The sequence below is a fragment of the Pseudomonas putida genome (genome assembly GCF_009883635.2).
Classification (GTDB): Bacteria; Pseudomonadota; Gammaproteobacteria; order Pseudomonadales; family Pseudomonadaceae; genus Aquipseudomonas; species Aquipseudomonas putida_W.
The window spans coordinates 992,391-1,016,944 of sequence record NZ_CP026115.2; the positions used below are offsets into that span (position 1 = coordinate 992,391).

19 protein-coding genes are annotated in these 24,554 nt (G+C 64.0%); 12 read left to right on the forward strand and 7 right to left on the reverse strand.

The window, feature by feature from the left end; genetic code table 11:
• Positions 1-8 precede the first annotated feature (8 nt).
• The 5 genes from C2H86_RS04440 (at position 9) to C2H86_RS04460 (ending at position 3,599) form a co-directional block, all read left to right on the forward strand.
• On the forward strand, positions 9-602 hold the full coding sequence (locus C2H86_RS04440) for a septation protein A (RefSeq protein WP_205524596.1): 594 nt from the start codon (positions 9-11) through the stop codon (positions 600-602).
• Position 603: 1 nt separating this feature from the next.
• Positions 604-903, forward strand: coding sequence for a YciI family protein (locus tag C2H86_RS04445; RefSeq protein ID WP_008091826.1), 300 nt, complete (start codon positions 604-606; stop codon positions 901-903).
• A 79-nt stretch (positions 904-982) separates the two neighbouring features.
• Positions 983-1,660: a response regulator transcription factor gene (locus tag C2H86_RS04450; protein ID WP_110636848.1), complete on the forward strand. Its 678-nt coding sequence runs from the start codon at positions 983-985 to the stop codon at positions 1,658-1,660.
• A gap of 124 nt (positions 1,661-1,784) precedes the next feature.
• Positions 1,785-2,201 carry a Spy/CpxP family protein refolding chaperone gene (locus C2H86_RS04455; protein WP_159411586.1) on the forward strand — a complete coding sequence of 139 codons (417 nt, stop codon included), beginning with the start codon at positions 1,785-1,787 and terminating at the stop codon, positions 2,199-2,201.
• 60 nt (positions 2,202-2,261) lie between these two features.
• Complete coding sequence (locus C2H86_RS04460; RefSeq protein WP_159411587.1) at positions 2,262-3,599, forward strand: sensor histidine kinase; 1,338 nt, start codon at positions 2,262-2,264, stop codon at positions 3,597-3,599.
• A 34-nt stretch (positions 3,600-3,633) separates the two neighbouring features.
• Here the strand turns inward: C2H86_RS04460 and C2H86_RS04465 are convergent, their stop codons facing one another.
• Positions 3,634-4,191 (reverse strand): NAD(P)H nitroreductase, encoded by a 558-nt coding sequence (locus C2H86_RS04465; RefSeq protein WP_159411588.1) that lies wholly within the window; start codon positions 4,189-4,191, stop codon positions 3,634-3,636.
• 102 nt (positions 4,192-4,293) lie between these two features.
• On the opposite strand from C2H86_RS04465, the gene C2H86_RS04470 reads away from it, so the two are divergent.
• Positions 4,294-5,748 carry a TrkH family potassium uptake protein gene (locus C2H86_RS04470; protein ID WP_159411589.1) on the forward strand — a complete coding sequence of 485 codons (1,455 nt, stop codon included), beginning with the start codon at positions 4,294-4,296 and terminating at the stop codon, positions 5,746-5,748.
• Here C2H86_RS04470 and C2H86_RS04475 read toward each other — a convergent pair.
• On the reverse strand, positions 5,705-6,766 hold the full coding sequence (locus tag C2H86_RS04475) for an AraC family transcriptional regulator (protein ID WP_159411590.1): 1,062 nt from the start codon (positions 6,764-6,766) through the stop codon (positions 5,705-5,707). The genes C2H86_RS04470 and C2H86_RS04475 overlap by 44 nt on opposite strands.
• A gap of 155 nt (positions 6,767-6,921) precedes the next feature.
• Between C2H86_RS04475 and C2H86_RS04480 the strand changes: the two genes are divergently transcribed.
• A complete protein-coding gene (locus tag C2H86_RS04480) occupies positions 6,922-7,233 on the forward strand; it encodes a DUF962 domain-containing protein (protein ID WP_110636860.1) in 312 nt (103 codons plus the stop codon).
• Here the strand turns inward: C2H86_RS04480 and C2H86_RS04485 are convergent.
• The gene (locus C2H86_RS04485; RefSeq protein ID WP_159411591.1) at positions 7,230-8,042 is read right to left on the reverse strand and encodes a UDP-2,3-diacylglucosamine diphosphatase; all 813 of its coding nucleotides are present in this window, start codon (positions 8,040-8,042) and stop codon (positions 7,230-7,232) included. The genes C2H86_RS04480 and C2H86_RS04485 overlap by 4 nt on opposite strands.
• Before the next feature lie 126 nt (positions 8,043-8,168).
• Between C2H86_RS04485 and C2H86_RS04490 the strand changes: the two genes are divergently transcribed.
• Both C2H86_RS04490 and C2H86_RS04495 read left to right on the forward strand, forming a co-directional pair.
• Complete coding sequence (locus C2H86_RS04490) at positions 8,169-8,933, forward strand: helix-turn-helix domain-containing protein (RefSeq protein ID WP_159411592.1); 765 nt, start codon at positions 8,169-8,171, stop codon at positions 8,931-8,933.
• Between the two features lie 174 nt (positions 8,934-9,107).
• Entirely contained in the window at positions 9,108-9,998 is an 891-nt protein-coding gene (locus tag C2H86_RS04495) for a DMT family transporter (protein ID WP_159411593.1), read from the forward strand.
• Here the strand turns inward: C2H86_RS04495 and C2H86_RS04500 are convergent, their stop codons facing one another.
• A complete protein-coding gene (locus tag C2H86_RS04500) occupies positions 9,999-10,280 on the reverse strand; it encodes a SelT/SelW/SelH family protein (RefSeq protein WP_159411594.1) in 282 nt (93 codons plus the stop codon).
• Between the two features lie 67 nt (positions 10,281-10,347).
• On the opposite strand from C2H86_RS04500, the gene C2H86_RS04505 reads away from it, so the two are divergent.
• Positions 10,348-12,534, forward strand: a complete 2,187-nt coding sequence (locus C2H86_RS04505; protein ID WP_159411595.1) for a patatin-like phospholipase family protein — start codon at positions 10,348-10,350, stop codon at positions 12,532-12,534.
• A gap of 32 nt (positions 12,535-12,566) precedes the next feature.
• Here C2H86_RS04505 and C2H86_RS04510 read toward each other — a convergent pair whose 3' ends face one another.
• Together C2H86_RS04510 and recQ are read right to left on the reverse strand one after the other, a co-directional pair.
• On the reverse strand, positions 12,567-13,004 hold the full coding sequence (locus C2H86_RS04510; protein WP_027921057.1) for a MarR family transcriptional regulator: 438 nt from the start codon (positions 13,002-13,004) through the stop codon (positions 12,567-12,569).
• A gap of 138 nt (positions 13,005-13,142) precedes the next feature.
• Positions 13,143-15,287, reverse strand: coding sequence for a DNA helicase RecQ (gene recQ / locus C2H86_RS04515; protein WP_159411596.1), 2,145 nt, complete (start codon positions 15,285-15,287; stop codon positions 13,143-13,145).
• A 245-nt stretch (positions 15,288-15,532) separates the two neighbouring features.
• Between recQ and C2H86_RS04520 the strand changes: the two genes are divergently transcribed.
• Positions 15,533-16,120 (forward strand): YecA family protein, encoded by a 588-nt coding sequence (locus C2H86_RS04520; protein WP_012315632.1) that lies wholly within the window; start codon positions 15,533-15,535, stop codon positions 16,118-16,120.
• A gap of 7 nt (positions 16,121-16,127) precedes the next feature.
• The gene (locus C2H86_RS04525) at positions 16,128-16,493 is read left to right on the forward strand and encodes a YbaN family protein (RefSeq protein ID WP_159411597.1); all 366 of its coding nucleotides are present in this window, start codon (positions 16,128-16,130) and stop codon (positions 16,491-16,493) included.
• A gap of 80 nt (positions 16,494-16,573) precedes the next feature.
• On the opposite strand, the gene C2H86_RS04530 is transcribed toward C2H86_RS04525, so the two are convergent.
• The gene (locus tag C2H86_RS04530; protein ID WP_159411598.1) at positions 16,574-24,439 is read right to left on the reverse strand and encodes a retention module-containing protein; all 7,866 of its coding nucleotides are present in this window, start codon (positions 24,437-24,439) and stop codon (positions 16,574-16,576) included.
• Positions 24,440-24,554: the final 115 nt, after the last annotated feature.

Below are 24,554 nucleotides of genomic sequence, written 5' to 3' on the forward strand. Positions count from 1 at the left end.
CTGCCATTGTGAAACAATTCATCGATTTCATCCCGCTGCTGCTGTTCTTCATCGTCTACAAGCTCGACCCACGCCCGCTGGACGTCGCCGGCCACAGCTTCGAATTCGGCGGCATCTACAGCGCCACGGCGATGCTGATCATCAGCTCGCTGGTGGTGTACGGCGCGCTTTTCCTGCGCCAGCGCAAGCTGGAAAAAGGCCAGTGGCTGACCTTGGTCGCCTGCCTGGTGTTCGGCGGCCTGACCCTGACCTTCCACAGCGAAACCTTCCTCAAGTGGAAGGCGCCGGTGGTCAACTGGCTGTTCGCCCTGGGCTTCGCCGGTAGCCACTTCATCGGCGACCGGGTGCTGATCAAGCGCATCATGGGCCACGCGCTGACCCTGCCCGACGCGATCTGGGCGCGCCTGAACGTCGCCTGGATCGCCTTCTTCGTGTTCTGCGGCGCCGCCAACCTGTTCGTGGCCTTCACCTTCCAGGACTTCTGGGTCGACTTCAAGGTGTTCGGCAGCCTGGGCATGACCGTGATCTTCCTGGTGGCGCAGGGCGTGTACCTGTCGCGTCACCTGCACGACGACCCTTCCACCTCCAAACCCAAGGATTGACATGCTCTACGCCATCATCGCCAGCGACGTCGCGAACTCCCTGGAAAAACGCCTGGCCGCACGCCCGGCGCACATCGAGCGCCTGCAACAGCTCAAGGCCGAAGGCCGTGTGGTGCTGGCCGGCCCGCATCCGGCCATCGACAGCAACGACCCGGGTGAAGCCGGCTTCAGCGGCAGCCTGATCGTCGCCGAGTTCGACTCCCTGGCCGCCGCCCAGGCCTGGGCCGATGCCGACCCGTACATCGCCGCGGGCGTGTACGACAAGGTAATCGTCAAGCCATTCAAGCAAGTCTTGCCCTGATCGATTAAATTGGCGGCGTCTGCGGTATCTTTGCCACTGGCGAGCGCGTCAGACGCCGTCGATTTGAATTGAGTGAGTCATGAGCGAGCTGTTACTGATTGATGATGACCAGGAACTCTGCGAGCTGCTCGGCAGCTGGCTGACCCAGGAAGGGTTTGCGGTACGCGCCTGCCACGATGGCCAGAGCGCGCGACAGGCGTTGGCCGAGCAGGCCCCGGCGGCCGTGGTGCTGGATGTGATGTTGCCCGACGGCAGTGGCCTGGAGCTGCTCAAGCAGCTGCGCAGCGAACACGCCGAGCTGCCGGTGCTGATGCTGTCGGCCCGCGGCGAACCCCTGGACCGCATCCTCGGCCTGGAACTGGGTGCCGACGATTACCTGGCCAAGCCTTGCGACCCTCGTGAGCTCACCGCCCGCCTGCGCGCCGTGCTGCGCCGCAGCCACCCCACCGCCACCACCACCCAGCTGGAAATCGGCGACCTGGCGTTCAGCCCGGTGCGCGGCGTGGTCAGCATCGATGGCCGTGACATGAGCCTGACCCTGTCGGAAAGCCGCATTCTCGAGGCGCTGCTGCGCCAGCCGGGCGAGCCGCTGGACAAACAGGAACTGGCGCAGATCGCCCTGGGGCGCAAGCTGACCCTGTATGACCGCAGCCTGGACATGCACGTCAGCAACCTGCGCAAGAAAGTCGGCCCACACCCCGATGGTCGGCCGCGGATCGTGGCACTGCGTAGCCGCGGTTACTACTACAGCCTGTAAATCTGCATGGGGCCGCCTGTGCCCCATCTTTACCCTGCCTTTACCGTCCGCTGACTGCGCTTGACCTTGATCTCCCTAGACTGAGCTCATCCGGTAAACACCGGCCCATGACAGGAGAGACACCATGCGCAAGACCCTTATCGCCCTGATGTTCGCCGCCGCCCTGCCGACCGTGGCCATGGCCATGCCTGAAGGCGGCCCGCGTCACGACGGCCCGCATCATCGCGGTGATGCGCCTTTCGCCCAACTGGACCTGAGCCGCGACCAGCGCCAGCAGATCGGCAAGCTGATGGGCGAGCAGATGCAGCACCGCCGCGAAATCACCGAGCGCTACCTGGACAAGCTGCCGGCAGCCGACCAGAAGGCCATGAAAGACGAGCTCAAGGCCAGCCACGACAAGACCGACAGCCAGGTCCGCGCGCTGCTTAAGCCTGACCAGCAGAAGAAGTTCGACGAACTGCAGAAGGAACGTGAAGCTCGCAAGGCTGAATGGAAGGAGTTCCAGGCCTGGAAAGCTGAAAAAGCTGGCAAGGCCCAGTAAGCTGTCACCCCAATGCCCGGCCCGCCCTCAAGCGGGCCGGGCTTTTCCCGTTTTCAGGAGGTGCTCTTGCGTTCTCTGTTCTGGCGCATCCTGGCCAGTTTCTGGCTGGCTATCACCCTGGTCGCGGGCCTGTCGATCCTGCTGGGCCACATGCTCAACCAGGACGCCTGGATCCTCAGCCGCCACCCGGGCCTCAAGACCATGGCCAGCCACTGGGCCAAGCATTACGAGCAGGAGGGCCTGGAGTCTGCCCAAGCCTTCCTGGAACGACGCAAGGAGCGCTACAAGATCGATGTGCAGGTGCTCGACGACAGCGGCGATGCCGTGGTGCCGGGCACCTTCCCGCGCCGCGCGGCGGCGTTCGAGGCGCGCCAGCACAATGACGAGCGCCGCCTGCCGTGGCGCCGCCTGACCGAGGAATATACCAGCCCCGACAGCGGCAACACCTATCTGTTGATCTACCGCATCCCGCACCCGGAGCTGGACGCCTGGCACCGCGAGAGCCTGCTCTGGCCGTTGAGTGCCCTGGGCATCGCACTGGTGGTGCTGACCTTGTTCAGCCTGCTGGTGACCCTGTCGATCACCCGCCCGCTCAGCCGCCTGCGCGGCGCCGTGCACGACCTTGGCCAGGCCAGCTACCAACAGAACAGCCTGGCCCGCCTGGCCGCCCGGCGTGACGAGTTCGGCGTGCTGGCCAAGGACTTCAACAAGATGGGGGCACGCCTGCAGAGCCTGATCGGCAGCCAGCGCCAGCTGCTGCGCGACGTGTCCCACGAGCTGCGCTCGCCACTGGCTCGCCTGCGCATTGCCCTGGCCCTGGCCGAGCGTGCAGAAACCGAACAGCGCCAGGCCCTGTGGCCACGCCTGACCCGGGAATGTGACCGCCTGGAAGACCTTATCAGCGAAATCCTGACGTTGGCCCGGGTCGATGCCGAGCAGGCCCATGCCGAGCCTGTCGACCTCAACGCGCTGCTCGGCAGCGTGCGCAAGGATGCTCAGCTCAGTGCGCCGGAGCAGGAAGTGAAGCTGGAGGCGCAACCGGGGCTGACGCTACAAGGCTGGCCGACGCTGATCGAGCGTGCCGTGGACAACCTGGTGCGCAATGCCCTGCGCTTCAACCCGGAGGGGCAACCGATCGAGATCAGTGCGCAGCGCGAGCAGGACAAGATCGTCCTGAGCGTGCGCGATCATGGGCCAGGTGCGGCGCCGGAGCACCTGGCGCAGTTGGGTGAGCCGTTCTTCCGGGCGCCGGGGCAGGAAGCGGCGGGGCATGGGCTGGGGCTGGCGATCGCGCGCAAGGCGGCCGAGCGACATGGCGGCAGCCTGGTGCTGGAGAATCACCCGCAGGGTGGGTTCGTGGCCCGGTTGGAGTTGCCTGATAACATTGCTGCCAACTGACAGGGCCAATGGGGCCGCAAAGCGGCCCCCTACGTTATTCGCCCCAGACGCTGACGTACTCGGCGGTTTCAAGAATCGGCGCCGTACGCGGTTCGGCCATCGGCGTACCGACATACAGGTAGCCAATCAGCTCCTCGTTCTCGGCCAAGCCCAAGCCCTTGTGCACATGGGCATCGAAGGCCATGTCACCGGTACGCCACACCGCCCCGATCCCCTGGGCATGCGCCGCAATCAGGATGCCATGGGCCGCGCAACCCGCCGCCAGGCGCTGCTCGGACTTGGGCACCTTGAAATGGTCCTGCAGCTTGGCGATCACCACGATCAGCAACGGCGCACGCAGTGGCATCGCCCGTGCCTTGTCCAGCGCAGCCTGGCTGGCGTCGCCCTTGTGCTGCACCGCTTCGGCAAACAGTTCACCGAGCTTGTCGCGGCCCTGACCCTCGATGGTCAGGAAGCGCCACGGCCGCAGCTGGCCGTGGTCCGGTGCGCGCAAGGCGGCCTGGAACAGCGCCTCGCGCTGGGCCTCGTTGGGCGCAGGGTCGGTCAGGCGCGGTACGGAAACACGGTTGAGCAATGCGTCGAGAGCCTCCATCGGCTACCCTCCTGGCAGGTGAATGTGCGGCCATTCTAGCGTTTACATCACCAGACCCATAGGTAGAATGGCGCCCTTCCGTTTCAAGTCAGAGCAGATCACATGGCGTTGCCGACCTTAAGGATCATTGGTTTCATCATCGGCATCTTCCTGATCACCCTGGCGGTCAGCATGGTCGTGCCCATGGCCACCCTGGTGATCTTCGAACGCACCGGCGACCTGCCATCGTTCCTCTGGTCCAGCCTGATCACCTTCATCGCCGGCCTGGCCATGGTCCTGCAGGGCCGCCCCGAGCACGTCCACCTGCGCCCGCGCGACATGTACCTGCTGACCGTCAGCAGCTGGGTGGTGGTGTGCATCTTCGCCGCCCTGCCCTTTCTGCTGACCCAGCATATCAGCTACACCGACGCCTTCTTCGAGAGCATGTCCGGCATCACCGCCACCGGCGCCACAGTGCTCAGCGGGCTCGACACCATGTCACCGGGCATCCTGATGTGGCGCTCGATGCTGCACTGGCTCGGCGGCATCGGCTTCATCGCCATGGCGGTGGCGATCTTGCCGCTGCTGCGCATCGGTGGCATGCGCCTGTTCCAGACCGAGTCGTCGGACCGCTCGGAAAAGGTCATGCCGCGCTCGCACATGGTCGCCAAGTCGATCGTCGGCGTGTACGTCGGCTTCTCGATCTTTGGCGCGCTTGCCTTCTGGTGGGCCGGCATGAGCCCGTTCGATGCCATCAACCACGCCATGTCGGCGATCTCCACCGGTGGCTTCTCGACCTCCGACCAGTCGCTGGCCAAATGGGACATCCCCGCCGTGCACTGGGTCGCGGTGGTGGTGATGATCATGGGCAGCCTGCCCTTCACGCTGTACGTGGCGACCTTGCGCGGCAACCGCAAGGCGCTTATCCGCGACCAGCAGGTGCAAGGTTTGCTGGGCATGCTGGTGGTGACCTGGATCGTGCTCGGCACCTGGTACTGGTACACCACCAACCTGCACTGGCTCGACGCCCTGCGCCACGTGGCGCTGAACGTGACCTCGGTGGTCACCACTACCGGTTTCGCCCTGGGCGACTACAGCCTGTGGGGCAACTTCTCGCTGATGCTGTTCTTTTACCTGGGCTTTGTCGGCGGCTGCTCCGGCTCCACCGCCGGCGGTATCAAGATCTTCCGCTTCCAGGTGGCCTACATCCTGCTCAAGGCCAGCCTCAACCAGCTGATCCACCCGCGTGCGGTGATCAAGCAGAAGTACAACGGTCACCGACTGGACGAAGAAATCGTCCGCTCGATCCTGACCTTCTCGTTCTTCTTCGCCATCACCATCTGCGTGATGGCCCTGCTGCTGTCGCTGCTGGGCGTTGACTGGATGACCGCACTGACTGGCGCTGCCGGCACCGTGTCAGGTGTGGGCCCAGGCCTGGGCGAAGTGGTCGGCCCTTCGGGCAACTACTCGACGCTGCCGGATGCCGCCAAGTGGATCCTCGCCACCGGCATGCTGCTCGGCCGCCTGGAAATCATCACGGTGCTGGTGTTGTGTATGCCGGCGTTCTGGCGTCACTGACCGCGGCGGGCTCCGCACCCAGCCGGGCGCGGTATTCGCTGGGGGTCACATCGAACCAGCGGCGAAACGCCCGGTAGAAGTTGCTCGGGTCGGCAAAACCCAACAGGTAGGCGGTTTCCAGCAGGGTCATGCCTGGCTGGGCCAGGTACTGCTCGGCCAGTTCGCGGCGGGTGTCGTCGAGCAAGGTCTGGAAGCTGGTGCCCTCTTCCTGCAAGCGGCGCTGCAAGGTGCGCTGGGACAGGTGCAGGGCCTGGGCCAGGGTTTCGCGCTTGGGTTCGCCTTGCGGCAGGATGCGGCACAGTACCTGACGCACCCGATGAGTCACGCGGCTTTCCGAGAAACGCGCGAGGTATTCGCCGGCAAAGCGGTCATGCAGGATGGCCATGGCTTCGTTGGCGGTGGGTAATGGCGCTTCCATGTCAGCCCGCTCGAACACCAGTGCATCATGGGGAGCATCGAATACCAGCGGGGAATGGAATGCCACCTTGTACGGCTCGATATCCTTCGGCTGCGGCCCTTGCACCAGCACGCGCCGCGGCTGCACCGGCCTGCCACTGAGCCATTTGCACAAGGCCAGCGCGCAGGCCAGCGACGCTTCGGCGCTGTGCCGGGTGGGTGGCAGGTGATCGCCATGCACAGTCAGAATCAGCGAATAGCCTTCAGGGCCGAGGATGAAGCTCAGGTCCGAACTTTCGGCAATGATGCGCTGGTAGCGCACCAGCCGCTCGAAACCTTCGGCCAGGGTGCGGCTGGACATCAACGCATAGCCCACCACATGGAACGAAGCCGGGCGCACCACCCGTGCCATGTTCAAGCCAATGGCCTCGTTGCCCGAGAGTTCGACCGCCAGCTGCCAGAGGCGGGTCATGGCGTCCTGCGGGAAGCGTGCATCCGGGTCGTCGAGTGCAGCGAAATCCAGCCCCAGCTGCTTGAACATGGCCGGGCAATCGAGCCCTTCCAGCTCCAGCGCCTTGACAATCCCTGATGCCCAGCTGGCTGACGTGGTTCTTTCACTCATGGCAGGCTTCTTATACTGACCGCTTCATGCGGTGAACCCCAAGGATACTCATTTGGCGCCTATTGTCACTGGCCGGCACCGCCAATGACTCTAGACTCGATTCAGGCTCCACGCCGTGTATCCTGTCCAAAAGTGATAATCCCGGAGCACTGCCCATGACCAGCACCGCGCAGTTTCGCAGTTTCGCCGAGTTCTATCCGTATTACCTGGGGGAACACAGCAACCCCACCTGCCGACGCCTGCACTTCGTCGGCACCAGCCTGGTGATTGCCTTGCTCGCCTACACCATTGGCAGCGGCAAGTGGTGGCTGCTGCTGGCCGTACCGTTTTGCGGGTACGGCTTCGCCTGGGTCGGGCATTTCTTCTACGAGCGGAACAAACCGGCGACGTTCAAGCACCCGTGGTACAGCCTGATCGGTGATTTCGCCATGTTCCGCGACATCCTGCTCGGCAGGATCAGCCTCTAGGCCGGCTCGCGCAGGGCCGTCGCGGCCTCGGCCTGGCGGGCCTGTGCGTCGGCCAGCCGATACAGCTCGATGCTGCCATCCCAGTGCTCGATCAGCGCTGTGCACGACTCCACCCAATCGCCACAATTGAGGTATTCCACCTCCCCCACCTGGCGAATCTCGGCATGGTGAATGTGCCCGCACACCACCCCGTGAAAACCGCGACGGGTGCATTCATGGGCAATCGCATCCTCGAAGTCGCTGATGAAGTTCACCGCACCCTTGACCTTGTGCTTGAGGTACGCCGACAGCGACCAGTAGCCATACCCGTAGCGCGCACGCCAATGGTTGAGCCAGCGGTTGAGCACCAGTGTGAACTCGTAGGCACGGTCGCCGAGAAAGGCCAGCCAACGGTGATAGCGGGTAATCACGTCGAACTGGTCACCATGGATCACCAGCAGGCGACGGCCATCGGCGGTCAGGTGCTCGGCCTCGTCCACCAGCTGGATGTTGCCCAGCATCAGCTTCGAGTAACGCCGCAGGAATTCGTCATGGTTGCCGGTGACGTAGATCACCTCGGTGCCGCGCTTGCTCATGGTCAGCAAGCGGCGGATCACATTGGTGTGGGCCTGCGGCCAGTAGATGCCACTGCGCAGCTTCCAGCCATCGATGATATCGCCGACCAGGTAGACTCGGTCGGCCTGGTAACCCTTGAGAAACTGCGACAGGTGCTCGGCCTGGCAGTCACGAGTGCCCAGGTGCACGTCGGATATCCACAAGGTGCGCACGCGCTGCTTGCGTGACGGGCGAGAGAGTTCGACATGGGTCATGGGCAGGCTCCGGCGCTGTTTGCTGGAGACTGGCAGGCACAGATGACAGGTTGGTGGCAGGGATGTGACGAGTGATGGTCTGCCAGGAATGCGGCACAATGGCGGGCAGCTTCCCGAGGATGCACCATGGCCGGCCCGATACTTTCCTTGCGCCACTATCGCGATGAGCTGATCGCCCACAGTCACGAGCACCCGCAATTGGTGTTCGGCCTGCACGGCCGCCTGGATTTCGAGGTGCAGGGCCGTGGCGCCAGGATTGCCCGCCAGGGGCTGATGGTGGTGCCCGCTGGCGCCCATCACACCTGCGCCAGCGATGTTGGCAGCGATTGCCTGGTGCTGGATGTTCCCGGTGAGCACTGGTTGCACGAGCAACTGGGGGCGCATGCCGATAGTAGCCGACACCTGCTCGATCAGCCTGGCGCACTGGGGCTGGATGATCGCCAGCAGCAACTGGTGGACTGGCTGGCGGCGAGCCCCATGGACGACCCACTGATCGCCCGGCAAGGCGCGGCGCTGTTGCTGGCCAGCCTCAACCCCAGCGCCTCGGCCAGGGTCACGCCCAGCCATCGCCTGCCCTATGCCGCATTCGACGCGCATATCGAACAGCAGGCGGCTTACCCCTTGCAGGTGGCCGACCTGGCGCGCATCGCGGGTTTGTCCAGTGCCCGGCTGCATGCACGGTTTACCGCCGAGTGCGGCATGACGCCGATGGACTATATCCGCCAGCGACGCCTGCTCAAGGCAAAGCGGCTGGTCACGCAGACCTTGCTGCCCATGGGGGAGATTGCGGTGCAGGTGGGATACAGCTCGCAAAGTGCGTTTTCGGCGGCGATGTTGCGCGCGTTTGGTTGCTCGCCGCTGGCCATGCGGCGAGAGCCTGGCGACAACTGATAGCAGGATGGCGACAGAACGTATCGGCCGGTGGCTTTACACTTTGCCTGTGCCGGCCCTTTCGCGGGGCAAGCCCGCTCCCACAATGTTCGAGGTGCGCAGGGCCACTGTGGGAGCGGGCTTGCCCCGCGAAAGGGCCGGCACAGCCAGTAGAGAATCAAGCAAGGACTCAGCATGAACCACCGCACTGCCCTCGGCGCCCTGCACATCGGCGCGTTGTTCTTCGGCCTGACCGGCGTCTTCGGCAAGCTGGCCGCCAGCGCCAGCCCGGCGATCATCGTCTTCGGCCGCGCCGCCTTCGCCGTGCTGGCCCTGGCGCTGTTCGCCAGCCTCACCGGGCCCGGCTGGCGGCGCCTGAGCGGCCAGGACATTCGCCGCCTGCTGCTCGGCGGCGTGCTGCTGGCCGGCCATTGGGTCAGTTTCTTCATCGCCGTGAAGGTTGGCGGCGTGGCCATCGCCACCCTGGGTTTCGCCAGCTTCCCGGCCTTCACAGTGATCCTCGAAGGCCTGCTGTTCCGCGAGCGCATCCGGCGCAACGAAGGCGTGCTGGTGGTGCTGGTCAGCATCGGCCTGATCCTGGTCACCCCGGCATTCGACCTGGCCAGCCAGGCCACCGGCGGCCTGCTCTGGGCCTTGCTCTCGGGTTTGCTGTTCTCGCTGCTGTCGCTGACCAACCGTGCCGGTTCCGGGCGCTTGCCCGCCGTGCAGGCGGCGCTGTGGCAGAACCTGGTAGTCGGCTTGTGCCTGCTGCCCTTCGCCGGCCCAGGGCTGAGCCAGGTCGCCCGCATCGACTGGTTGTGGATCGCCTTGCTCGGGGTCTTCTGCACCGGCGTCGCCCACAGCCTGTTCGTGGCCAGCCTGGCGGTGATCAAGGCGCGCACCGCCGCCGTGGTGTTTGCCATGGAGCCGGTCTACGGCATCGCCGTGGCCTGGGCGATGTTTGCCGAAACGCCAACCCTGCGCATGCTGCTGGGCGGCGTGCTGATCATCTTCGCTATCGTGCTGTCGAGCCGCATGGCCGCCGAACAGCCACCCCGGCACAAGGCCGTGGCCGAGGGCGCCTGATCAGCGATCGTTGTGCCCCAGGTCGCGCTGCGGGTCGATCTGGTCGCGCACGCGCTGCTTGAGCACCTTGGCCTCAGGGAAGCCACCGTCGGCCTTGCGCTCCCAGATCTGCACACCCTCGCAGGTGATGCGGAAGATACCGCCGGTGCCCGGCTCCAACGCTACCCGGGCAAGGTCGTCGGTGAAGGTACTGAGCAGCTCCTGGGCCAGCCAGGCGGCACGAAGCAGCCATTGGCACTGCGTGCAATATGTGATGACGATTTCCGGCTTGTTGTCGGCCATGCTGAGGTATCTCCAGGTAAGGAGCCGCTTATACTAGCGGTCTTTAGCCTTCGGTTTGAGACTCAAGATGCGCCGCATGCTGTTATGCCTTTTGCTGACGCTCACTGCCCTCACCGTGTTCGCCGCCGAGCCTGCCCGCCCCAAGGTCGGCCTGGTGTTGTCTGGCGGTGCCGCCCGTGGCCTGGCCCATATCGGTGTGCTCAAGGCCCTGGAAGAACAGGGCGTGCACATCGACGCCATCGCCGGCACCAGCATGGGCGCCGTGGTGGGCGGGTTGTATGCCTCCGGCTACAGTATCGAGGAGCTGGAAAAACTTGCCACCACGCTGGACTGGCAGCAGGCGCTGTCCGATGCACCGCCACGGGAGGACGTGCCGTTCCGGCGCAAGCAGGATGACCGCGACTTCCTGGTCAAACAGAAGCTGAGCTTCCGCGACGACGGCAGCCTCGGCCTGCCGCTGGGGGTGATCCAGGGCCAGAACCTGGCGCTGCTGCTGGAAAGCAAGCTGGCCCACACCGCCGACATCCGCGACTTCGACAAGCTTCCAATCCCCTTCCGCGCCGTGGCCACCGACATCGCCAGCGGCGAGAAGGTGGTGTTCAGCCGTGGCCACCTGCCGCAGGTGATTCGCGCAAGCATGTCGATCCCGGCGGTGTTCGCCCCGGTCGAGCTGGATGGCCGCCTGCTGGTAGACGGCGGGATGACCGACAACATTCCGCTCGACGTCGCCCGGGAGATGGGCGTCGACCTGGCCATCGTGGTCGACATCGGCACTCCGCTGCGCGACCGCAAGCAATTGGCCACGGTGGTCGACGTGCTCAACCAGTCGATCACCCTGATGACCCGGCGCAATTCCGAGGAGCAGCTCGCCAGCCTGCAACGCGATGACATCCTGGTCCAGCCACAGTTGGCCGCCTTCGGCGTCACCGACTTCGGCCGTGCCCAGGACATGATCGATGCTGGCTATCGCGCCACCCGCCTGCTAGACGCGCGCCTGGCCGCGTTGCGCCAACCAGAGAGCGACGCCAGCCTCGCGGTGGCGCGCTCGCCAGGCCAGCGCACACCGGTGATCACCGCAATCAGGATAGAGAACGACTCGAAAGTCAGCGACGACGTGATCCGCTATTACATTCGCCAGCCAATTGGCGAACCACTGGCGCTCGACCGCCTGCAGACCGACATGGGCACCCTGTATGGCCTGGATTACTTCGACCGGGTGCAGTACCGCGTGGTGCACAAGGGCGACGACAACACCCTGGTGATCAACGCCCGCGGCAAACGCGGCGGCACCGACTACCTGCGCCTGGGCCTGAACCTGTCGGACGACCTGCGCGGTGACAGCGCCTTCAACCTTGGCGCCAGCTACCGCATGAACGGCATCAACCGACTGGGCGCGGAATGGCTGACCCGTGCCCAGATCGGTGACCAGCAGGAGTTGTACAGCGAGTTCTACCAGCCGCTGGACGTGGGTTCGCGCTACTTCGTCGCGCCCTATCTGGACTTCGGTTCGCAGAACATCGAAGCGACCCTGGACAACGACCCGATCGCCGAGTACCGGCTGGAACGCTATGGCTTCGGCCTCAACGTCGGCCGCCAGATCGGCACTTCCGGCGAGGTGCGCCTGGGCGTAGGCAAGGCCTGGGGTGAGGCTGACGTGCGTGTTGGCGATCAGGACCTGCCCAGCGTCAGCTTCAACGAAGGCTTCTACGAGCTGAAGTATTCGTTCGACACCCTCGACAATGTGTACTTCCCGCACCGTGGCGAGGACATCGGCCTGACCTTCCGCAAGTACGACAAGTCGCTGGATTCGGACGAGGACTACCGGCAGTGGCTGCTGAACCTGGACAAGGCATTCAGCGTCGGCCCGAACACCTTCGTGCTGGGCGGGCGCTATGGACGCACGCTGGACCCAACGGAGGTGGTGACTTCGAGCTTCGTGCTGGGTGGCGCGAGGGAGCTGTCGGGCTTCCGCCAGCACTCGGTGTCAGGGCAGAACGTCAGCCTGCTGCGGATGGTCTACTACCGGCGCCTGACGCCGCGGGCCTATCTGCCGCTTGACTTCCCGCTGTATATCGGTGGGTCGCTGGAGCGTGGGCGGGCGTGGAACAACGACAACGCGTTCGACAGTGGCTACATCAATGCGGCGAGCATCTTCCTGGGGCTGGAGACGCCGTTGGGGCCGTTGAACCTGAGTTATGGGGCCAACACCGCGAATGAGCAGGCAGTGTATTTGAACCTGGGGCATACGTTCTAGATTGCCGGGGCCGCTTTGCAGCCCCAGAGTATTCAGGACTTCTCGAGGTTGGCGAGGATTTTGGCATGTACCCGCATGCACACTTCCAGATCCGCCTCGTCCACACCCGTGAACAGTTCGAGGCGCAGGGCATTGGCAATAGTCTCGATCTGCTCGATCAGCGGCTTGGCCGGTGGGCACAGCAGGATCTTCTTCGCCCGCCGGTCTTCCAGTACTGCCTGGCGACGCACCAACCCCTGGCTTTCCAGGCTGTCGAGCAGCCGCGCCAGGGTCGGGCCTTCAACACCCACGCTCTGCGCCAGCTCGCGCTGGGTGGGCGCCTCTTCGAAACGGGCCAGGTGCAACAACACCAGCCAGCGCGCCTGGGACAGGTTGAGCCCGGCCAGGCGGCGATCCAGCTCGGCGCGCCAGCCGCGGGACATCTGTGCCAGCTGCATGCCGAAGCGGTGTTGGTTGTCGGTCAGGGGCATAAGCAACTCATAGACTAGAACTAATTATTAGTCAGCTAACCATGCTCCGGGGCATCAGGCAAGGCTGCCCGCCCCGGAAACGTCCGATAATCGTCAAAAAGGATGACAAACATCAGCAGTTGACGGAAATGCCGCCCATCAGAGTTCGAACTCTGCCGCCAGCGCCGCACGCACGCAGTACAGCACGCCTTCCGGCACCCGTGCGCCGAACAGCGGGGCAATCGCCGACACCGGCGGCAACTCGCCCTCGCCATCGAGGAAGGCATCCTGCACTTCCATCATCAGGTCTTCCGGCAGGTCCAGCGCCTGCTCCAGGCTCAGTTCCTGACGGCCCAAGGCCTCGGCCAGAAGGCTGTAGACGTTCTTCTCGCTGCAGTTGAGCTGCCCGGCGATCTGGGCCGGAGTCATGCCGGCGCGAGCCAGGCTGACCAGCTCGTGGCGCAGGTCGAGCACCACTTTTGGCGCCTCCTCGGTGCCACCGGCGCCATTGAGCACTTCGAGGAAAGCCTGGCCATAGCGCTCCAGCTTGCGTGCACCCACACCGCTGACCTGGGCCATGTCGCTGAGGCTGGTCGGCTGGCTGCGGAGCATTTCCAGCAGTGTGGAATCGGGGAAGATGACGTAGGGCGGCACGCTGTGCTCTTCGGCCAACTTGCGCCGCAGGGTGCGCAACGCCTCCCACAGCTCGCGCTCCTCGGCCCGTACCAGCTGGCTGGCCGGGCTGCCGCCGCTGGAAGACGTCTTGGCCACGGTTTGAGGCTTGAGGTCGCGGCGCAGCTGCAGGTTCACCTCGCCGCGCAGCAGCGGCCGGCAGCTGTCGGACAGGCGCAAGCCACCGTAGCCTTCCAGGTCGATGTCGACCAGGCCGCGCGCCACCAGCTGGCGGAATAGCGAACGCCACTCGGCCTCGGCCAGGCCCTTACCGACGCCGAATACCGAAAGTTTCTCGTGCCCGAAGTTGCGCACCTTCTCGGTGTCCTTGCCCAGCAGCACGTCGACCAAGTGGCCAACGCCGTAGCGCTGGCCGGTGCGGAACACCGCCGACAAGGCCTGGCGGGCCGGCTCGGTGGCGTCCCAGGTCTGGACCTGGTCGACGCAGTTGTCGCAGTGGCCGCACGGCTGTTCGAGGGTTTCGTCGAAATAGGCCAGCAGCGATTGGCGACGGCAGCGGGTTTCTTCGCACAGGGCCAGCATGGCGTCGAGCTTGTGCTGCTCGATGCGTTTGTGGCGCTCGTCACCTTCAGAGTTCTGCAGCATCTGCTTGAGCATCACCATGTCCTGCAGGCCGTAGGCCATCCAGGCATCCGACGGCAGGCCGTCACGGCCGGCACGACCGGTTTCCTGGTAGTAAGCCTCGAGCGACTTGGGCAGGTCGAGGTGGGCAACGAAGCGCACGTTGGGCTTGTCGATGCCCATGCCGAAGGCAATGGTGGCGACCATGATCAGCCCTTCCTCGTTGAGGAAGCGGTGCTGGTTGGCGGCGCGGGTCTCGGCGGCCAGGCCGGCGTGGTACGGCAAGGCCGGGAAACCTTGCTCGCAGAGGAACGCAGCGGTTTCATCGACCTTCTTGCGCGACAGGCAGTACACGATGCCGGCGTTGCCACGGCGCTCGCCGAGGAAGGCCATCAGCTGCTTGCGTGGCGCCTCCTTGGGCACGATGCGGTAGAAGATGTTCGGCCGGTCGAAACTCGACAGGAAGCGCTCGGCACCCTGCAGGTGCAGGCGCTGGACGATCTCCTCGCGGGTACGCATGTCGGCGGTGGCAGTCAGGGCGATCCGCGGCACATGGGGGAACAATTCGGCCAGCTGACCGAGCTGCAGGTACTCGGGGCGGAAGTCATGGCCCCATTGCGAGACACAGTGGGCTTCGTCGATGGCGAACAGCGAGATGTCGAGGTCACGCAGGAAGTCCAGCATGCGCGGCTGCACCAGGCGCTCAGGCGCCAGATAGAGCATCTTCACCTCGCCCCGGCGCAGGCGCCCGGCCAGGTCACGCTGCTGCTCCGGGCTCAGGGTGGAATTCAGCGCCGCTGCGGCCACGCCGAGTTCGTCGAGAGTGGCGACCTGGTCGTCCATCAGCGCGATCAGCGGCGACACCACCACCGTCAGGCCCGGGCGCAACAAGCCAGGCACCTGGAAGCACAGGGACTTGCCGCCACCGGTAGGCATCAGCACCAAGGCATCGCCGCCGTTGGCCACGCATTCGATGATCGCTGCCTGGCGCCCACGGAAACTGTCGTAACCGAAGATATCCTTGAGAACGCGCTGAGCCTGTTCGAGCATGTGCAACTCCACAAATCGCCGTACCATCCTGGACACAGGCTGGACGAAAAACCCGCCCCGCACACGCCAAAAGCGTAAGCGGCTTTTGCCAGAAGGTCGGGAAATCCCGCCCCTGGATGAAAAACGGCGGAGTATACCGTAGTGACGGCCCGCACAGGATGCCCGGTGACAGACGTTCCCTTTGCCCCGGCGTCGCCGCAAGGTGCTAGAATTCACTATCGTTTATTCCCCAAGGTAGCCCTGTAATGTCCTTCGCCGAGCAACTGACCCGCCTGCAAGCCTTCCTCGACGCCGACGAGCTGCACGAAGAAGCGCTGGACTACGTCGCCGCACACGGCTACCTGACCGCGCTGTCGATCTGCTCCGAGGACGTCCCCGAGCGTGAATGGATCGACGCGCTGTTCGCCGAAGAACCCCATTACGCCAGCGATGCCCAGCGCACCGAAATCGAAGCGACGCTGGTGGCCCTCAAAGGCCACATCGCCCGCCAGTTGGCCAGCGACGAGGAATTCGACCTGCCATGCGACCTGGACCTGACCGACGAGCCGGACGATTCCGACCTGCGCGGCTGGTGCATCGGCTTCATGGAGGGGGTGTTCCTGCGTGAAGAGGCCTGGTTCGAGAACGCCGAGGAAGAAGTCAGCGAGATGCTGCTGCCGATCATGGTCGGTTCCGGCCTGTTCGACGAACAGCCTGAATTCGCCGACATCGCCAGCAACGCCAACCTGCAGGACGACATGATCGTGCAGATCCCGGAAGCGCTGAGCGCGCTGTTCCTGCTGCTGCACGCTCCAGACGAGAAACCGGCGCTGCTCAAGCCACGCCACCACTGAGTCGGCCGTGCGCTACCTGCTGCTGGCCATCGGCTGGCTCAGTGTTGCGCTGGGGGTGCTGGGGATCTTCCTGCCAGTGTTGCCCACCACCCCGTTCCTGCTGCTGGCGGCAGCCTGCTTCGCCCGCAGCTCACCGCGCTTTCACGGTTGGCTGGTCAACCATCCCAGGCTTGGGCCGTGGATCCGCGACTACCTCAGTGGCGAAGGCATTCCGCTTAAGGGCAAGGTCTACGCCATCGGGCTGATGTGGGCGAGCATCGGCTTGTCCTGCTACCTGGTGCCGTTGTTCTGGGCCAGGACTTTCATGCTCACCAGTGCAGTGCTGGTGACTGCCTACATCCTCAAGCAGAAGACCTTGCGCCGGCCCAACTGAGCCCTGCTGTCGCCTGTGCCGTCCTCTTCGCGGGACAAGCCCGCTCCTACAGGCTTGCCCCGCGAAGAGGACGGACCTGCTTACACCGTATCCACCTTCAACGAATGGTCATTGATCATCCCGTTGATGATGGTCGCCGTATCATGCCCCGCCGAAATCACCCCGCCCGCCCCCGCAGTCACCCCGTAATGCTGAGCCAGGTCGACGCCCGCCAGGTCGATGGTCTGGGTCGGCGCCGCGCCCGCCACGCTGCTGACCTCGATGGTCGAGACCACATTGCTGCCAGTCCCGCTGACCTTGAAGTGCAGGTAGTCATCCAGCGAAGCCGCCGTGGCATTCTCGCCCTGCAGCAGCTGCGACAGGTCCAGGTGATCGCTGCCCGGAGTGAAGTCGGTGACAGTGTCATGCCCGGTGTCGCCCTTCTGCCAGACGAAGGTGTCGTTGCCATTGCCGCCGGTCATGATGTCATCGCCCGGCCCGCCGATGAGGGTGTCGTTGCCGTCACCACCCTTCAGCACGTCGTTGCCCAGGCCGCCATTGAGCACGTTGTCACCGGCATTGCCGATCAAGGTGTCGTTGTAGTCGGAGCCGATCAGGTTCTCGATGCTGACCAGGGTGTCGATGCCGGCGCCGTGGGTATTCTGCGGGCCGCCCAGGCTGAGGTCTACGGTGACCGCGCTGGTGGCCGAGGCATAGCTGGCGGTGTCATTGCCGGCCCCGCCGTCGAGCAGATCGTTGCCGGCGCCTCCGATCAGCAGGTCATCGCCATTGCCGCCGTATAGTTGATCGTTGCCTGCACCACCCACCAGCACATCATGGCCGTCACCACCATTGAGAATGGTGTCGGCGTTGCTTGCCATCAACACATCATTGCTTGCCGTGCCGTCCAGGGTAGTCCCGGCCTGGTAGGTGATATCCACCGCACCGGCCGCACTGCCGCCATGACCATCGGTGACCGTGTAGCTGGCCTGATGCACTTCGTTCACGGCGTTGCTGTAATCGACCACCAGGCTCAGCTTGTAGCTCTCGGCAGCCTTGCTGTGGTCCGACGGGTTGATCTGGTTGACCACATGGATGCTGTACACGCCATCATGGCTGGCGGTGAAGCTGCCGCCATCGGCAATGGGCTGGTAGCTGCCGTTGGCATCCTTCCACTCCAGGCCCACGTTGCCGTCTGGGCGATCATGGTCCAGTTGCAGGGTCTCGCCCTTGCGCAGACTGACGGTGATCACATCCTCGCTGTTGGCGTTGCTGCTGCTGATGTTGCCGAGGTAGCCGAGTACCACCAGCGCTGCGGTCATGCTGCCGGCCGCTGTGGTGAAGGCGCTGCGTTCCAGGGCTTTGAACTGGTTGTCGAGCGTATTGCCATGGCCATCGAAAGAGATGCTCGCAACGCTGTTGCCGAGGGTGAAACCTGCCCCCTTGCTGGCGAAGTTTGTGTCGACGGTGATCGGCGCCGCACTCAGACGGTCGTTGTCGGCGTCGCTGTCGTTGGCCAGCAGCGCTTCGGACGGCACGGTAATACTGGCACCGGTGATATTGGTAATCACATGGTCCGCGCCTGCCATCGGCGCATGATTGCCATTGATCAGCACCAGCAAGTCGGCGCTGCTGGTATCGCCGTCGTTGTCACTGACCATGAAGCCGAAGCGTTCGGACTGCAAGTAGTCAGCGCCCTTGGGCGGCGTGTAGGTGAACTCGCCGCTGTCCATGTTCACCAGCAGGTTGCCACCCAGGCTGGTCTTGATGGTGAGCGTATTGCCCGTGGTGTCGAAGCTGGCGTTGTCTGCGACACCGCTAGCCAGGTATCCGCCCTGCCCGGCGTTGGCTTTCGGGTCGTAAGTGTAGGTGGTGCCGTCCACCAGCAGTGCCTTGATGAAACCGCCATCGGCACCAAAGGTGCCATCGCTGAGCAGGCTGCCGGTAATCGGCGAACCCTGCACAGTGCCTGACAGCACACCATGGAGCTGGTTGAAGTCGGTGACGATTACCGCGTTGGTGTCGGTATGGCTGGTGCCGTCGTAGGCCAACGGGTTGAGGTTGCCCGCATTGATATCCTTGCCCAGGCCAATGGCATAGGCCTTGATGCCATTGCTGTCGAGGAAGGCTTCCCAGGTGGTTTCACGGGCAGGGGTAATGGCGTGGCCGGAGCTGGGCTCGCCATCGGAGAAGAAGTAACTGACATTCTGCGCGCCGTCCAGCTTGCCGTTCTGGGCAAAAGCCGTCTGGGCAGTGGTGGCGGCGCTGTCGTAGTGGGTGGTGCCGCCAGCGTGCAGGCCGTTGACGATCGACTTGGCGACGTCGATGCTGACCCATTCGGCCGACTTGATTTCTGCACCGGTGCCGAAGGTGACGATCTGCACCTTGATGTCGCCCATATCGTCGTACTTGTCGAGCAGTGCAGCGATGGCCTGCTTGGCCGCTTCCAGGCGGGTCAGGCCCGGGATGCCGGATGCCGACGCCATACTGCTGGACACATCGACCACCAGCAGGATGTTGGAATCCACCTGGCCCGGGGTGATGCTGCGCTCGGCGCAAACCGCGTTGGGCACATCGTCGACGATGGTGATGGCAATGTTGCTGGTGATGCTGTGACCCAGGGAATCGGTGGCCTTGTAAGTGAAGTATTCGACCGTAGAGTCGGCACCCGGTGTATTGGCGGGCGAGGTCAGCGTGTAGGTATAGCTGCCGTCAGGGTTGACGCTGATCTGCCCATACTGGCCGACCGCGTTGCCCACCAGGCTGTAGGTAATTGCCCCTACACCACCGGACACCGAACCCACCAGCGAGCCGGACGCCGTTTCGCCGGTCGAGCTTGGGTCGCTGCCGATGGCGCTGCCTGCCGCCAGGTCGTTGCCATCCTTGTGCAGGTCCAGGGCTTTTTCGTACACCGTAACATCGCGGTCCTCGCAGGCCATGAGCCTTGCGTCGTGCACGTTGATGGTCAGGGTCGTGGTGCTTTCGTCGCCATCGGCATCGCGGATGGTGTAGACGAAGCGGTCGACGGCATCCCTCGGCGACTCCACGTCAGGGTTGGAGTGGTAGACCGCATTGCCCTTCTCGTCGATGGTCAGGTAGCCGTACTGGCCGTTCACCTGGCTGTTCAGCTGGCCGATGGCCGAAGTGGATGTGTCGCTGCCGGCACGCACGCCGACCACGTAGTTGCCATCGCCGCGCACGTCGGCACCGACCAGATCGTTGTACATCACATTGCCGCGCACCTCGTCGCCCTTGTAGACGCTGACAAAATCGCAATGGGCCTGGGGCACGTCGTCGACAATGCTGATGACAATGGTACTGGTGGCCGAATGGCCGTAGGCGTCCTGAACCTGATAGGTAAAGGATTCAGTGACGGTGTTGGCGCCATCGTTGGCATGGGTCGGTGAGTTTGCCGGTGAGGTCAGGGTATAGGTGTAGCTGCCGTCGGCATTCAGGTGAATCTGGCCGTATTGGCCAACGGCATTGCTGACCAGGCTGTAGGACAATGCGCCGATGCCACCACTGGCCAAACCGGCCAGGCTGCCAGAGGCGGTTTCCAGGGGCGATGTCGGATCGCTGCCGGTGACCGTACCGGCGGCCAGATCGCTGCCATCCTTGTTCAAGTCCAGGGCTTTCTCGAACACCGTGGCTTCGCCGTCCATGCACACTTCGATGCGCGGGTCATGCACGTTGATGGTGATCGTGGTGGTGCTTTCGTCACCGTCGGCATCGCGGATGGTGTAGACGAAGGTGTCGACGGCATCTCGCGGCGACACCACATCCGGGTTGGAGTGGTAGACCGCATTGCCCTTCTCGTCGATGGTCAGGTAGCCGTACTGGCCGTTCACCTGGGTGTTCAGCTGACCGATGGCCGAGGTACTGGTATCGCTGCCGGCGCGCACGCCGACCACGTAGTTGCCATCGCTGCGCACGTCGGCACCGACCACATCGTTGTACAGCACATTGCCGCGCACCTCGTCGCCCTTGTACACGCTGGTGTAATCGCTGTGGGCTTGCGGTACGTCGTCGACGATGGTGATGACGATGGTGCTGGTGGTCGAGTTGCCGACCGAGTCTTTCACCTGGTAAGTGAAGGTTTCAGTGACGGTGTTGGGGCCGTCATTGGCGTGGGCGGGTGAATTGGCCGGCGAAGTCAGGGTGTAGGTGTAGGTGCCGTCGGCGTTCAGGTGAAGCTGGCCGTACTGGCCCGTGGCATCGCTCAACAGGCTGTAGGTCAACGCACCGACACCGCCGCTGGCAGAGCCGACCAAGGTGCCGCTGGCGGTTTCGCGGGTCGAATCCGGGTCGCTGCCAGTAACGCTGCCGGCGGCCAGGTCATTGCCATCCTTGTGCAGGTCCAGAGCGTTTTCGTACACCGTGACATCGCGGTCCGCACAAGCCATCAGCGAGTTGTGGACGTTGATGGTGATCGTCGTGGTGCTTTCGTCACCGTCGGCATCGCGGATGGTGTAGACAAAGGTGTCGACGGCATCTCGCGGCGACACCACGTCCGGGTTGGAGTGGTAGACCGCGTTGCCCTTCTCGTCGATGGTCAGGTAGCCGTATTGGCCGTTTACCTGGGTGTTCAGCTGGCCGATGGCCGACGTAGAAGTGTCGCTACCGGCGCGCACGCCGACCACGTAGTTGCCATCGCCGCGCACGTCGGCACCGACCACATCGTTGTACAGCACATTGCCGCGTACCTCCTCGCCCTTGTACACGCTGGTGTAATCGCTGTGGGCTTGCGGTACGTCGTCGACGATGGTGATGACGATGGTGCTGGTGGTCGAGTTGCCGACCGAGTCTTTCACCTGGTAAGTGAAGGTTTCAGTGACGGTGTTGGGGCCGTCATTGGCGTGGGTGGGTGAATTGGCCGGCGAAGTCAGGGTGTAGGTGTAGGTGCCGTCGGCGTTCAGGTGAAGCTGGCCGTACTGGCCCGTGGCATCGCTCAACAGGCTGTAGGTCAACGCACCGACACCCCCGCTGGCAGAGCCGACCAAGGTGCCGCTGGCGGTTTCGCGGGTCGAATCCGGGTCGCTGCCAGTGACGCTGCCGGCGGCCAAGTCATTGCCATCCTTGTGCAGGTCCAGAGCGTTTTCGTACACCGTGACATCGCGGTCCGCACAAGCCATCAGCGAGTTGTGGACGTTGATGGTGATCGTCGTGGTGCTTTCGTCACCGTCGGCATCGCGGATGGTGTAGACGAAGGTGTCGACGGCATCTCGCGGCGACACCACGTCCGGGTTGGAGTGGTAGACCGCGTTGCCCTTCTCGTCGATGGTCAGGTAGCCGTATTGGCCGTTCACCTGGGTGTTCAGCTGGCCGATGGCCGACGTAGAAGTGTCGCTACCGGCGCGCACGCCGACCACGTAGTTGCCATCGCTGCGCACGTCGGCCCCGACCACATCGTTGTACATCACATTGCCGCGCACTACGTCGCCCTTGTACACACTCGTAAAATCGCTGTGGGCTTGCGGCACGTCGTCGACGATGGTGATGACAATGGTGCTGGTGGTCGAGTTGCCGACCGAATCTTTCACCTGGTAGGTGAACGTTTCGGTAACGGTGTTGGGGCCGTCATTGGCGTGGGTGGGTGAATTGGCCGGCGAAGTCAGGGTGTAGGTGTAGGTACCGTCGGCGTTCAGGTGAAGCTGGCCGTACTGGCCAGTGGCATTGCCCAACAGGCTGTAGGTCAACGCACCGACACCGCCGCTGGCCGTGCCCGCCAGGCTGCCGGACGCGGTTTCGCGGGTCGAGTCCGGGTCGCTGCCAGTGACGCTGCCGGCGGCCAGGTCGTTGCCGTCCTGATGCGTATCCAGGGCGCTCTCGTGGACCGTTACCCCGCCAACGGGGCCGGCAACGAGCGAGCAGTCCTGCACATTGATCGTGATGGTCGTGGTGCTCTCGTCACCGTCAGTGTCGCGAATGGTATAGACGAAAACGTCGCTGGCGCCTTGTGGCAGCACCGCATTCGGGTTGGCGTGATAGACCGCATTACCCGCCGCATCGATGGTCAAGGTGCCGTACTGGCCAACGATCGCGGTGTTGAGATTGCCGATGGCCGATGTCGACGTATCGGAGCCGGCGCGTGCGCCGACCACGACATTGCTCGTGCCCGCCTGGTCCGCCCCCAGCTTGTCGTTCCACAGCACGTTGCCCGTGGCTGTCCCGCCTTCCACCACGCTGGTGGTATCCGCCGCCGCCTGCGGTACGTCATCGACAATGTTCACGTCCAGGCTGCCGGTGGCGGTGCTGCCATCTACATCCTTGGCGACCACGTCGAAGTGCTCGCTGATGCTGTTGGTACCAGCGCCGTCCGGGTGGCTTTCGTTGCCAGTCAGGGTGTAGCTGTAGCTCACCACACCAGTGCTCGGGTTGTAGCCGGTGATGGTCAGGGTGTTGCCTTCCGGCGTCATCACCGATTGCGGGAAGCCGGCAGCCACGCCACCTGTGACCACGGCGATACCGCCCACGGTCAGGCTTTGCAGGCCGTCAGCCGCCGTCACCTTGAAGGTACCTTGCTGGGTCAGTGCACTCGCGTCTGGCGCGGTGCCGTCGCTCAGGTGCTTCTCGTAAACCGTCAGTTCGCCGTTCTGCACGGCCAGGCCGTCGAGAGTGACCGGGTTGTTGAGGTTGCTGATGTTCAGCGTCAACGTCGCCGTGCTGGTGTCGCCGTCAGCGTCCTTGATCGTGTAGGTGAAGTTCTCCACGCCATTGCCGCCACCGCCCAGGTTCTTGAAGTCCGGGGCGTTGGGGTTGAGTGTGTAGGTGTAGGAGCCGTCTGCGGCCAGCACCAGCGTGCCGTAGGTGCCGGTATAAGTGGCGGCAATCACTGGGCCGCCAGCCACGCGGTCGGCGCCTTGCACGTCGTTGGTCAGCACGTTGCCAGTCAGTTCGACATGCTGCTCGGTCGCCGTGACCCCGTTGCCATCGTTGAAAGCCTGCGGCGCATCATCGTGAATGATCACGTCCAGCGAACCTTGGGCGACATCGCCGTCACTGTCACTCACCAGAACCGGCAAGTGCTCGGTCAGCGACTTGGCCCCGTCGTCCTCGATATGTTGCCCGGTTGCAGTCAGCGTGTAGCTGTAATTCACCACGCCAGTGCTCGGGTTGTAGCCGGTAATCGTCAGGATGTTGCCCAGCCCGGTGGTGATCGACTGGCCAACGCCGGTCACCACGCCACCCGTGACCACATTGATGCCACCAACACTGAGGTTGAACACGCCATCCTGAGCCACCACGGTAAAGCTGCCGTGCTGGGTCAAGGCCGCTGCATCACTGGCAGAGCCCAGCGGCAGGTTCGCCTCGTTCAGGCTCAGCTCACCGGGTGTGATATCAAGGCCCAGCAGCGTGACCGGATGGTTTTCGTCTACCGTCGGGATGGACGGCTCCGTAGGCCCCGTGCCGCCATCGTCGCCGCCAACCGGCCGACCGTTGAGCGAACTACCATTGCTGGGGTCGAGACCGCCCACTTCGCGGTTGGCAAGCTCGGGAAAGCCATTGAAGCCTGCCGTCGGGAAGCCCACCACCGGATCGACACGGGCGCCGACTTCACTCAGCATGACGAAACTGTGGCCACCCCCCAGAGCCCCCGAAGCATTACCGTTGCCTGGCCCGGCAGCGGTTGCCTCGGCGCTTTGGGTGGGGTCGTCGCCAGCCGCAATCGCCTGCTGGATGCGCTCCACATCACTCAGTTGCGCATCGCTCGGTGCAACGTCGTGGCCCTGCACATGAGGTGCCCGGTTGGCGAGCAGGTCCGGGGTCATTTCCAGGCTGCTGTCACGGCCCAGGGTCAATTCGGCACCGTTCTGCAGGTGCACCGCCACGGCCCCCGCAGCCCCCGTTTCCAGTTGCTCGCCAGCGAACAGGCGGTCACCTTCGATCAAGGGTCGCCGACTACCATCGCTGGCAACTGCGAAAACCTGACCAATCACCTTGCTGACCACACCGACTAACTTAGCCATGAGCGCACGCCTCCCCTAACTGATCGGCTATATCAGCCAATGACATTGCGCAGGCAGGTGTGAGCAAGGAGTCCGAAAAATCTCAACGGTGAGAATCGTTCTCTCAGGCACTACT